Raw genomic sequence first — 12256 nt, 5'->3', positions numbered from 1 at the left:
AAAATAAAATTCCTATTTCAAATTAAAAGTCAATAGGTTGAAATAGGTCCAGGAATTTGCTGATATTCCGCTTTTGTAGGTTTTGCTATCATCTGCATTCACTGGGATGCGCTGAAAAATGCTCAAGTTCAACTCCATGCTTGCCGATAGCCAACCACAGAATCACGTTCGTTGTGACAGGGTGCGACTGACCACGCCTGACAGATTAAGTAAGATGGGGAAAGCATGAGCACCATTCTGATTATTTTAGCCGCGTTGCTGGCCTGTGCATTGCTGGTCTGGTGGCGGCTTAACGTTCGCGCCAGGCGGCGTAAATTGCCGTGGACGAATGCGTTTTCAGAAGCGGCGACGCGCAAACTCACGTCGGAAGAACGTAGCGCCGTTGAAAGCTATCTTGAGAGCCTGAGCCAAATCCAGCAGGTACCCGGTCCGACGGGGGCCAGCGCAGCTCCTGTTTCCCTGACGCTGAATGCTGAAAGCAATAGCGTCATCATTCTGACCCACTCTATCACCCGCTATGGCATCACCACGGACGATCCGAATAAGTGGCGCTACTACCTTGATTCCGTCGAGGTTCACCTGCCCCCCTTCTGGGAACAGTACATTAATGATGAAAACAGCGTTGAACTCATCCACACCGATACGCTGCCGCTGGTGATCTCGCTGAATGGTCATTCTCTGCAAGAATATATGCAGGAGGCGCGTGGTTACGCGCTGCAACCTACCCCCTCCACACAGGCGTCAATTCGCGGCGAAGAGAGTGAGCAAATTGAGCTGCTGAATATTCGCCAGGAGACGCATGAAGAGTACGCGCTCAGTCGCCCGGCCGGTTTCCGCGAAGCGCTGCTTATTGTCGCTGCTTTCCTGCTGTTCTTTTTTTGTCTGGTCACACCGGACGTCTTTGTGCCGTGGATGGTGGGCGGAGCCGTGCTGTTACTGGCGGCAGGATTGTGGGGTTTATTCGCTCCACCATCGAAAACCGCACTGCGCGAAATTCACTGCCTGCGTGGAACGCCGCGCCGCTGGGGACTGTTTGGCGAAAATGACCAGGAGCAGATAAACAATATTTCGCTGGGGATTATCGACCTGGTTTATCCGACTCACTGGCAGCCTTACATTGCGCAGGATCTCGGCCAGCAAACGGATATTGATATTTATCTTGATCGCCACGTCGTGCGTCAGGGACGGTTTTTATCCTTGCATGACGAAGTCAAAAACTTCCCGCTGCAACATTGGGTACGCAGTACGATTATCGCCGGTGGTTCGCTACTGGTGTTACTCATGCTGCTGTTCTGGATCCCGCTCGATATGCCGATTAAGTTCACACTGTCGTGGATGAAGGGCGCACAAACCATCGAAGCGACCAGCGTAAAACAGCTTGAACAGTCAGGCGTGCGCGTCGGCGACACATTGAATCTTCGCGGTACCGGCATGTGTAATATTCATGCGCAGGGTACCTGGAGCGCACAGGGCAGTTCACCGTTTATGCCGTTTGACTGCTCACAGATCATCTGGAATGACGCCCCTGCGCTACCGTTGCCGGAATCCGATCTGGTGAACAAAGCTACTGCACTCTCCCAGGCGGTAAACCGTCAGTTGCACCCAAGGCCGGAAGATGACTCTCGCGTCAGCGCGGCCTTGCGCTCCGCGATTCAGAAATCGGGCATGGTGCTGCTGGATGATTTTGGCGATATCGTTCTGAAAACTGCCGAGCTGTGCGCGGCTGAAGATGAATGTGTGCGTCTCAAAAATGCACTGGTCAACCTGGGGAACAGCAAAGACTGGAGCGCGCTGGTGAAACGTGCCAACGCGGGCAAACTGGACGGGGTTAACGTTCTGCTGCGTCCCGTCAGCGCCGAATCGCTCGACAATCTGGTCACCACTTCCACTGCGCCCTTTATTACCCGCGAGACCGCCCGCGCGGCCCAGTCGCTGAACAGCCCCGCTCCTGGCGGATTCCTGATCGTCAGCGACGAAGGCAGCGATCTGGTCGATCAACCCTGGCCGACCGTATCGCTGTACGACTACCCGGCGCAGGAACAGTGGAGTGCCTTCCAGCGACTGGCGCAAATGCTGATGAACACGCCGTTTAGCGCCGAAGGGATTGTCACCAATATTTATACTGACGCCAATGGCACGCAGCATATCGGCCTGCATCGCATTCCCGATCGTTCCGGTTTGTGGCGTTACCTCGGCACCACGCTGCTGATGCTGACGATGCTGGCCTGCACACTCTATAATGGCGTACAGGCATTCCGCCGCTATCAGCGCCATCGCACCCGCCTGATGGAGATTCAGCAGTACTATGAAAGCTGCCTGAATCCGAAGCTCATCAGCGCTCCGGAAAGCCTCATCTGATAACATGTCTGCGGCACCGGGTGTGCTACCCTGTGCCGCATCGCGTTTTATTCTGGAGAGTTCCCATGCATATTGATATTGCCTGGCAGAACGTGGATACCGTTCTGTTAGACATGGATGGCACGTTGCTCGACCTGGCGTTTGATAACTACTTCTGGCAAAAGCTGGTGCCTGAAACCTACGGGGCGCAGAACGGCATCACGCCACAAGAGGCGCAGGAACGCATCCGCCAGGAATATCATGCCGTGCAGCATACGCTAAACTGGTACTGTCTTGATTACTGGAGTGACCGTCTGGGTCTGGATATCTGCGCGATGACCACCGCAATGGGGCCGCGTGCCGTGTTGCGTGATGATACGGTCCCCTTTTTAGATGCGCTGAAAGCCTGCGGTAAACGGCGGATTTTGCTGACTAATGCGCATCCGCATAATCTGGCCGTGAAGCTGGAGCATACCGGTCTGGCCTCACACCTTGATTTATTACTTTCTACCCACACATTTGGATATCCCAAAGAGGATCAGCGGTTATGGCGCGCTGTGGCGGAAGAGACGGGAATGCGTGCAGAGAAAACGCTGTTTATTGACGATAGCGAACCCATTCTCGACGCTGCCGCGACGTTTGGTATTCGTTATTGCCTCGGCGTGACTAACCCCGACTCAGGCGTTGCGGAAAAACAGTATGCGCGCCATCCGTCACTGAATGACTACCGTCGACTGATCCCCTCACTGATGTGAAGGAGACGCCATGAAAGAAAAGCCCTCTGTTGAGGTCAGACTGGATAAATGGCTGTGGGCTGCGCGGTTTTATAAAACCCGCGCGCTGGCCCGCGAAATGGTGGACGGCGGGAAAGTTCACTATAACGGACAGCGCAGTAAGCCGAGCAAGATAGTCGAACTGAACGCCACGCTAACGCTGCGTCAGGGTAATGATGAGCGTACGGTGGTGATCAAAGCGATCGCCGAGCAGCGTCGTCCGGCCAGCGAAGCCGCCACGCTGTATGAAGAGACGACGGAAAGCGTAGCAAAACGCGAAAAAATGGCGCTGGCACGTAAGCTTAATGCCCTGACCATGCCGCACCCGGACAGGCGACCGGACAAAAAAGAACGCCGCGACCTGTTACGATTTAAACACGGCGACAGTGAGTAACTGTCGCCCGCAAGAGAGATGATTATGCCGCAACATGACCAATTACACCGCTATCTGTTTGAAAACTTTGCCGTGCGCGGCGAACTGGTAACCGTATCGGAAACCCTGCAACAGATCCTCGAAAACCATACCTATCCACAGCCGGTGAAAACCGTGCTTGCTGAGTTGCTGGTCGCCACCAGCCTGCTCACGGCGACGCTGAAGTTCGCCGGTGATATCACCGTTCAGCTCCAGGGTGATGGTCCGCTGAGCCTCGCGGTGATCAACGGCAACAATAATCAGCAGATGCGCGGCGTGGCGCGCGTTCAGGGCGAGATCCCGGAAAATGCAGACCTGAAAACCCTGGTCGGCAATGGTTATCTCGTCATTACCATTACCCCGGAAGAAGGCGAGCGTTATCAGGGTGTTGTCGGTCTGGAAGGCGATACTCTGGCGGCATGTCTGGAAGATTACTTCCTGCGTTCTGAGCAGTTGCCGACCCGTCTGTTCATTCGTACCGGTGATGTTGACGGCAAAGCCGCTGCGGGTGGGATGCTACTACAGGTGATGCCGGCACAGGATGCGCAAGCGGATGACTTCAACCATCTGGCCACGCTGACCGAAACCATCAAAGCGGACGAATTACTGACTCTGCCCGCCAATGAGGTGCTGTGGCGTCTGTATCACGAAGAAGAGGTCACGCTTTACGATCCCCAGGACGTTGAGTTCAAATGCACCTGTTCTCGCGAGCGCTGTGCTGGCGCGCTGAAAACGTTGCCGGACGAAGAGGTAGACAGCATTCTGGCGGAAGAAGGTGAAATCGACATGCATTGCGACTATTGCGGGAGTCACTACCTGTTCAACGCCATGGATATTGCCGAGATCCGTAATAACGCCTCCCCTGCCGATCCGCAGCTTCACTAATCGATCTCCTGAACCGGTCGGACGACGCAAAGCGTCTCCGACCGTCCGTCCTCTTTTCCGCACTTTTTGCTAAAATTTTCTTTCGTGGTGAATCGATATTTTGTATGTAAGTGGTTTGTTAATTTTCCACATGAATGCGATTACACTCACAACATCTCCGTGAAAAATACTAATCTTTAACCTTTTAGGAACATTTTCCACAACTAAAAAGTCATTCCTGCCATAATAAGCCCCGCTTCGTGACTGGAGTCACAGCGTTTTCAGTCAATCGTGATTTTGTCCAGATAAGTAAATCTATGAGCCTTGTCGCGGTTAAGACCCCAACAAAAACCTTATTATTTCAGGTAATACATATTGGCTAAGGAGCAGTGATATGCGCGTGAAACGATTAACCCCGCAAGATCTCAAGGCTTATGGTATCAGCGACGTTCAGGATATCGTTTACAACCCAAGCTATGAAACCCTTTACCAGGAAGAGCTAGACCCAAGCCTGGAAGGTTACGAGCGCGGTGTATTGACGAACCTGGGTGCCGTTGCAGTTGATACCGGTATTTTCACCGGACGTTCGCCGAAGGATAAGTACATTGTTCGTGATGACACCACGCGTGACACGCTGTGGTGGTCCGACAAAGGAAAAGGTAAGAACGACAACAAACCGCTGTCCCAGGAAACCTGGCAGCACCTGAAAGGATTGGTAACCAATCAACTTTCCGGTAAACGCCTGTTTATCGTTGATGCTTTCTGTGGCGCAAACGCCGACACCCGCCTCTCTGTCCGCTTCATTACTGAAGTAGCGTGGCAGGCGCATTTCGTGAAGAACATGTTTATTCGCCCAAGCGATGAAGAACTGGAAGGCTTTGAGCCTGACTTTATCGTGATGAATGGCGCGAAATGCACAAACCCACAGTGGAAAGAGCAGGGCCTGAACTCCGAGAACTTTGTCGCCTTCAACCTGACCGAACGTATCCAATTGATTGGTGGTACCTGGTACGGCGGCGAAATGAAGAAAGGCATGTTCTCGGTGATGAACTATCTGCTGCCGCTTAAAGGCATTGCATCAATGCACTGTTCCGCCAACGTGGGCGAGAAAGGTGACGTTGCTGTGTTCTTCGGTCTTTCCGGCACCGGGAAAACGACCCTCTCTACCGACCCGAAACGTCGTCTGATCGGCGATGACGAGCACGGCTGGGACGATGACGGCGTGTTCAACTTTGAAGGCGGTTGCTACGCCAAAACGATCAAGCTGTCGAAAGAAGCGGAACCGGAAATTTACAACGCTATCCGCCGTGATGCGCTGTTAGAAAACGTCACCGTGCGCGACGATGGAACGATTGATTTTGACGACGGCTCGAAAACCGAGAACACTCGCGTTTCCTATCCGATCTACCACATCGAAAACATCGTTAAGCCGGTTTCCAAAGCTGGTCATGCCACGAAGGTGATCTTCCTGACCGCTGACGCTTTTGGCGTGCTGCCACCGGTTTCTCGCCTGACAGCCAACCAGACGCAGTACCACTTCCTGTCTGGCTTCACCGCCAAACTGGCTGGTACTGAGCGCGGCGTCACCGAGCCGACGCCAACCTTCTCCGCCTGCTTCGGCGCAGCATTCCTGTCGCTGCACCCGACGCAGTATGCTGAAGTGCTGGTGAAACGCATGCAGGCCGCAGGCGCGCAAGCTTACCTGGTCAACACCGGCTGGAACGGTACGGGCAAACGTATCTCTATCAAAGATACCCGCGCCATTATCGACGCCATCCTGAACGGTTCTCTGGACGATGCGGAAACCTTCAACCTGCCGATGTTTGATCTGGCGATCCCGACGGAGCTGCCGGGCGTAGATACCCGTATTCTCGACCCGCGTAACACCTACGGATCTCCGGAACAGTGGCAGGAAAAAGCGACTGCGCTGGCGAAACTGTTTATCGAGAACTTCGAAAAATACACCGATACGCCAGCAGGCGAAGCGCTGGTCAGCGCCGGCCCGAAGCTGTAAGCCACCAGATCGGATAAAGCAAAAATAACAAGGGAGGCCTTTCGCCTCCCTTTTTTACGCCTCTTTGGTCGTCCCCTGGACGCGGGTCACAGGAACCGGTAGCCAGGCGCGGATAGAAAGTCCGCCCCGCTCGCTGGTGCCAATCTCCAGCATGCCGTTATGGTTATCGATGATGCGTTGCACAATCGCCAGCCCTAATCCGGTACCGCTGGTGCTGCGCGCACTGTCGCCGCGCACAAACGGCTGAAACAAGTGTTTACGCTGTTCAGGCTTAATGCCGGGGCCGTCATCTTCTACCTGGAACCAGGCACGATGAGGTTCCGTCCCGCTGCTGACTTTGATCCATCCGTTGCCGTAACGTGCAGCGTTAACCACCATATTCGCCACCGCTCGTTTGATGGACAGCGGGTGCATTTTCAGCTGAATGGAGCCCGGCTGTAGCGCGGTATCAATTTCACGCTCATAACCACTTTCTGCCGCCACCACTTCACCCAGTACGGCGTTAAGATCGGCCATCTCCATCGGCATCTCCTGCCCGGTACGCAGATAGTCGATGAACTGCTCAATGATCGCGTTACACTCTTCGATATCTTTGTTGATGGATTCCGCCAGATAACCGTCCTGCTCGCCCATCATCTCTGTCGCCAGGCGAATACGCGTCAGCGGCGTACGAAGATCGTGACTGACCCCCGCCATCAGCAGCGTTCGGTCATCCGCTAGCTGCTTCACCCCGGCCGCCATATGGTTAAAGGCACGAGTCACCGAGCGCACCTCGGACGCGCCATACTCACGCAGTGGCGGCGGGATAATCCCTTTCCCTACCTGCAACGCTGCATGCTCCAGATCCACCAACGGTCGGTTTTGTATACGAATAAACAGCCACGCCCCCCCTATCGCCAGCAACATGATGGCCAGCGTATAGCGGAACAGCGGCGAGAAATCGCCCTGATGAATTTCCGTTAACGGTACGCGCACCCAGATATTGGGCGACAGCCAGGTTTTCAGCCAGACCACCGGCGAGCTTTTGTTGACCTCGACGCGCACTTCCGTCGGCCCGCCCAACTGCTGCGCCATCTGATGGCTTAAGAATTCATAGTGTTGCGCCCAACGCAGTCCGGCCTCTTCGGCCGCTTCGTTGGAATACAGAGAAATCCCCAGCTCACGGTAAATTTCCCGGCGAAAAGCGGGAGGCACCACCAGTTGCGTACCATCCTCCAGTTGCAGCTTATCGGTCATCAGCATACGTACTTCGTAAGCCAGGACCTTATTAAACTGCTGGAGACTCGGCAGAATCGCAAAGTTCAGCACCACCAGATAGGTCGTCACCAGGCTGACAAACAGCAGGGTGACGATGAGCAACAGCGTGCGGGCAAATGAACTTCGTGGCGAGAAGCGCATTCGCCTCATGCTTTAGAACCGTCCGGTACGAAGACGTAGCCCAGGCCCCACACGGTCTGGATATAACGCGGGTGAGCAGGATCTTCCTCGACCATACGACGCAGACGGGAAATCTGTACGTCGATGGAACGTTCCATCGCAGAATACTCACGGCCACGCGCCAGGTTCATCAGTTTGTCACGGGACAGCGGCTCACGCGGGTGGCTCACCAGTGCTTTCAGCACGGCAAATTCACCGCTGGTGAGCGGCATCGGCTCATCTTCGCGGAACATTTCGCGTGTCCCCAGGTTCAGTTTGAACTTACCAAAGGCAATGACCGCTTCTTCCTGTGAAGGCGCACCCGGCAGTTCGTTCGCCTGACGACGCAGCACCGCGCGAATACGCGCCAGCAGTTCACGTGGGTTAAACGGTTTCGGGATATAGTCATCGGCGCCGATTTCCAGCCCGACAATGCGGTCAACTTCTTCCCCTTTCGCCGTGACCATGATGATCGGCATCGGGTTACTCTGGCTGCGCAGACGGCGGCAAATAGACAGGCCATCTTCACCCGGCAGCATCAGATCCAGTACCATAAGGTGGAAAGATTCGCGGGTCAGCAGGCGATCCATTTGCTCGGCGTTAGCGACGCTTCGAACCTGGAAGCCCTGTTCGGTCAGATAACGCTCCAGTAGCGCGCGCAGGCGCATGTCGTCATCGACCACCAGAATTTTATAGTTCTCTTGCATTGTTTGTACTCCCAAAGGTTCGCAACAATTGAAGGTATGTATTCTTAAAAAAGCTTACGTTCGTCACCAGCGAATTCTGGTATGAATTCCAGGCTAAATTGTTACAAAGCATATTTAACAGCAGCTTAAGTATACAATGAAACGCACAGCACATTATTTATTCTGTTATCAGGGTGACGTAATACGAATTGTGCGTTTCGTCACAGACTTAAAGGTAATCAACACGATGAAAACGCCTCTGATCACCCGGGAAGGGTACGAAAAACTCAAAAGCGAGCTCAACTACCTCTGGCGTGAAGAACGTCCGGAAGTCACAAAGAAGGTGACCTGGGCGGCGAGTCTGGGTGATCGCAGCGAGAATGCCGACTACCAGTATAATAAAAAGCGCCTGCGTGAGATCGACAGACGCGTCCGCTACCTGACCAAATGCATGGAAAATTTGAAGATCGTCGATTATTCCCCGCAGCAGGAGGGAAAAGTATTTTTCGGCGCCTGGGTAGAAATTGAGAATGATGATGGCAATACCCGTCGCTTTCGGATTGTCGGCTACGATGAAATTTTCGGCCGTAAAGATTACATCTCCATCGACTCGCCGATGGCGCGCGCGCTGCTGAAAAAAGAGGTCGGCGATCTCGCAGTGGTCAACACGCCTGGCGGAGAAGCAAGCTGGTACGTGAATGCGATCGAATACGTAAAATGAGCAGGAACAATCCGAAGCCCCGCGCTATGGCTGGCGTTTTTGTCCGTCAATCCGTATAACTGTTCCCTGATTTTTTACTCAGTAGATGAAGCCAATCCATGATGAATGATTCTTTCTGCCGCATTATTGCGGGCGAAATTCAGGCCCGGGCCGACCAGGTCACCGCTGCCGTTCGCCTGCTTGACGAAGGGAACACCGTGCCGTTTATCGCACGTTACCGTAAGGAAATTACCGGCGGCCTGGACGATACGCAACTGCGTAATCTGGAGACCCGACTGGGCTATTTGCGTGAACTGGAAGAGCGCCGTCAGGCCATTCTCAAGTCCATTTCCGAGCAAGGCAAACTGACCGATGATCTGGCTAATGCCATCAACGGCACGTTAAGTAAGACCGAACTCGAAGACCTTTACCTCCCGTATAAACCGAAACGCCGCACCCGTGGACAAATCGCGATTGAAGCCGGTCTGGAACCGCTGGCCGACCTGTTGTGGAACGACCCGTCACACGATCCAGACACCGAAGCGGCAAAATATATCGATGCTGAGAAAGGCGTTGCCGACAGCAAAGCCGCGCTTGATGGCGCTCGCTATATCCTGATGGAACGCTTTGCCGAAGACGCCGCGCTGCTGGCGAAAGTGCGTGATTACCTGTGGAAGAACGCCCATCTGGTTTCTACCGTGGTCAGCGGCAAGGAAGAAGAAGGGGCAAAATTCCGCGACTATTTCGACCATCACGAACCGATTTCAAGCGTACCTTCTCACCGTGCGCTGGCGATGTTCCGCGGTCGTAATGAAGGCGTGTTGCAGCTTTCGCTGAATGCCGACCCGCAGTTTGATGAACCGCCGAAAGAGAGCCACTGCGAACAAATCATTATGGATCACCTCGGCCTGCGGCTGAACAACGCACCGGCTGACAGCTGGCGTAAAGGCGTGGTGAGCTGGACGTGGCGTATCAAAGTATTGATGCACCTCGAAACCGAGTTAATGGGAACCGTTCGCGAGCGCGCGGAAGACGAAGCGATCAACGTATTTGCCCGTAACCTGCACGACCTGCTGATGGCGGCGCCGGCGGGTCTGCGCGCCACCATGGGCCTCGATCCGGGTTTGCGAACCGGGGTGAAAGTCGCTGTGGTGGATGGCACTGGCAAGCTGGTCGCCACCGATACTATCTACCCTCACACCGGTCAGGCGGCGAAAGCGGCTGTGATAGTGGCGGCGCTGTGTGAAAAGTACAATGTGGAACTGGTGGCAATTGGTAACGGCACCGCCTCGCGTGAAACCGAACGCTTCTTCCTCGACGTACAGAAGCAGTTCCCGAAAGTGACGGCGCAGAAAGTGATCGTCAGTGAAGCCGGTGCGTCAGTCTATTCCGCCTCGGAACTGGCGGCACAGGAATTCCCCGATCTCGACGTTTCTCTGCGCGGCGCGGTGTCCATTGCGCGTCGTCTGCAGGATCCGCTGGCAGAGCTGGTGAAGATCGATCCGAAATCGATTGGGGTCGGTCAGTATCAACACGACGTCAGCCAGACACAGTTAGCCCGTAAGCTGGACGCGGTGGTGGAAGACTGCGTTAACGCCGTTGGCGTTGACCTGAACACTGCTTCGGTTCCGCTGTTAACCCGCGTGGCGGGATTAACCCGCATGATGGCGCAGAATATCGTCGCCTGGCGCAATGAGAACGGTCAGTTCCAGAACCGCCAGCAACTCCTGAAGGTGAGCCGTCTCGGGCCAAAAGCCTTCGAACAGTGCGCGGGCTTCCTGCGTATCAACCACGGCGACAACCCGCTGGATGCGTCCACCGTTCACCCTGAAGCGTACCCGGTCGTGGAGCGTATTCTGGCGGCGACGCAACAAGCGTTGAAAGACCTGATGGGCAACAGCAGTGAGCTGCGTAATCTGAAAGCCGTCGATTTCACCGACGATAAGTTTGGTGTCCCGACCGTCAGCGACATCATCAAGGAACTGGAGAAACCGGGTCGCGATCCGCGTCCGGAGTTCAAAACTGCGCAGTTTGCCGATGGCGTGGAAACCATGAACGATCTGCAGCCGGGGATGATTCTCGAGGGCGCAGTTACCAACGTCACCAACTTTGGCGCGTTTGTGGATATCGGCGTTCATCAGGATGGGCTGGTTCACATCTCATCGCTGTCGAACAAGTTTGTCGAAGATCCGCACACCGTGGTGAAAGCTGGCGATATTGTGAAGGTAAAGGTGCTGGAGGTCGACCTGCCACGTAAACGTATCGCCCTGACGATGCGCCTGGACGAACAACCGGGTGAAACCAATGCTCGTCGCGGCGGCGGAAACGACCGCCCGGCAGCGAAAGCGGTAAAACCACGAGCTCGTGAATCGCAACCCGCCGGTAACAGCGCGATGATGGATGCGCTCGCGGCAGCAATGGGTAAAAAACGTTAAGTCTGGATTGTGTGCCGGATAGCGGTGAAGACCCCGCATCCGGCATATTTACACAGTTTTCCCTCAACACCCCACTATATTTTTCACCTCATTAACAGATGAAACCTTAATTAAACATTAACAGCGTTACTTTATTAATGGTTCAAATCATTTCACCTGCTGGTTATTATTTTTGAGCCATATCAAAAATGACGCAGATTATTATTCAAACCCACATTCCGTCACATTTAATCGGTTGAAGATAAAAACCATTCTCATTATCATTGCATTGTAGAATATTTAGTCTCTCCTTCGTTGACTAATCATCTGGTCTCATGCCGTGCCACCTTGCCCCATGAGGTAAACATCCAGTTAGCGAGAAACAAGTAGGTTCTTATGCAATTTGCTCCAGATACTGCGTGGAAAATTACCGGTTTTGCCCGTGAAATAAGTCCTGCATACCGCCAGAAACTGCTTTCCCTCGGCATGCTCCCGGGTTCCTCATTTAACGTCGTGCGCGTCGCCCCCTTAGGCGATCCTGTTCATATTGAAACGCGTCGCGTTAGCCTGGTATTGCGTAAAAAAGACCTGGCATTATTAGAAGTGGAAGCGGTTTCCTGTTAATACAGTGAGTCTATAA

The 12256-nt window shown here is 54.1% G+C and carries 10 protein-coding genes; 8 read left to right on the top strand and 2 right to left on the bottom strand.

The annotated features are described in order from the left end of the window. Window positions 1–225: 225 nt before the first annotated feature. From igaA to pckA, 5 genes are all read left to right on the top strand, one after another. Window positions 226–2358 carry an intracellular growth attenuator family protein gene (gene igaA / locus KE671_RS17425; protein WP_206163998.1) on the top strand — a complete coding sequence of 711 codons (2133 nt, stop codon included), beginning with the start codon at window positions 226–228 and terminating at the stop codon, window positions 2356–2358. 65 nt (window positions 2359–2423) lie between these two features. Further along, window positions 2424–3092, top strand: a complete 669-nt coding sequence (gene yrfG / locus KE671_RS17420) for a GMP/IMP nucleotidase (protein WP_206163997.1) — start codon at window positions 2424–2426, stop codon at window positions 3090–3092. A gap of 10 nt (window positions 3093–3102) precedes the next feature. Beyond that, window positions 3103–3504 (top strand): ribosome-associated heat shock protein Hsp15, encoded by a 402-nt coding sequence (hslR, locus tag KE671_RS17415; protein WP_206163996.1) that lies wholly within the window; start codon window positions 3103–3105, stop codon window positions 3502–3504. A 24-nt stretch (window positions 3505–3528) separates the two neighbouring features. Then, window positions 3529–4407, top strand: a complete 879-nt coding sequence (hslO, locus tag KE671_RS17410) for an Hsp33 family molecular chaperone HslO (protein ID WP_206163995.1) — start codon at window positions 3529–3531, stop codon at window positions 4405–4407. Between the two features lie 373 nt (window positions 4408–4780). Then, complete coding sequence (gene pckA, locus KE671_RS17405) at window positions 4781–6400, top strand: phosphoenolpyruvate carboxykinase (ATP) (RefSeq protein ID WP_206163994.1); 1620 nt, start codon at window positions 4781–4783, stop codon at window positions 6398–6400. A 54-nt stretch (window positions 6401–6454) separates the two neighbouring features. On the opposite strand, the gene envZ is transcribed toward pckA, so the two are convergent. Together envZ and ompR are read right to left on the bottom strand one after the other, a co-directional pair. Then, window positions 6455–7807, bottom strand: a complete 1353-nt coding sequence (envZ, locus tag KE671_RS17400; RefSeq protein ID WP_206163993.1) for a two-component system sensor histidine kinase EnvZ — start codon at window positions 7805–7807, stop codon at window positions 6455–6457. Next, window positions 7804–8523, bottom strand: a complete 720-nt coding sequence (gene ompR, locus KE671_RS17395) for an osmolarity response regulator transcription factor OmpR (protein WP_001157751.1) — start codon at window positions 8521–8523, stop codon at window positions 7804–7806. The genes envZ and ompR overlap by 4 nt, the downstream gene beginning before the upstream one ends. A gap of 226 nt (window positions 8524–8749) precedes the next feature. Here ompR and greB point away from each other — a divergent pair, with 226 nt between their 5' ends. From greB to feoA, 3 genes are all read left to right on the top strand, one after another. Further along, complete coding sequence (greB, locus tag KE671_RS17390) at window positions 8750–9223, top strand: transcription elongation factor GreB (protein WP_181628063.1); 474 nt, start codon at window positions 8750–8752, stop codon at window positions 9221–9223. A 98-nt stretch (window positions 9224–9321) separates the two neighbouring features. Then, window positions 9322–11637 (top strand): Tex family protein, encoded by a 2316-nt coding sequence (locus tag KE671_RS17385; RefSeq protein WP_206163992.1) that lies wholly within the window; start codon window positions 9322–9324, stop codon window positions 11635–11637. Between the two features lie 375 nt (window positions 11638–12012). Then, the gene (gene feoA, locus KE671_RS17380) at window positions 12013–12240 is read left to right on the top strand and encodes a ferrous iron transporter A (protein ID WP_206163991.1); all 228 of its coding nucleotides are present in this window, start codon (window positions 12013–12015) and stop codon (window positions 12238–12240) included. Window positions 12241–12256 lie beyond the last annotated feature (16 nt).

Origin of the sequence: Citrobacter amalonaticus (assembly GCF_018252635.1) — a bacterium.
Taxonomy (GTDB): domain Bacteria; phylum Pseudomonadota; class Gammaproteobacteria; order Enterobacterales; family Enterobacteriaceae; genus Citrobacter_A; species Citrobacter_A amalonaticus_E.
This window is presented reverse-complemented; position numbering and strand designations above follow the sequence as displayed.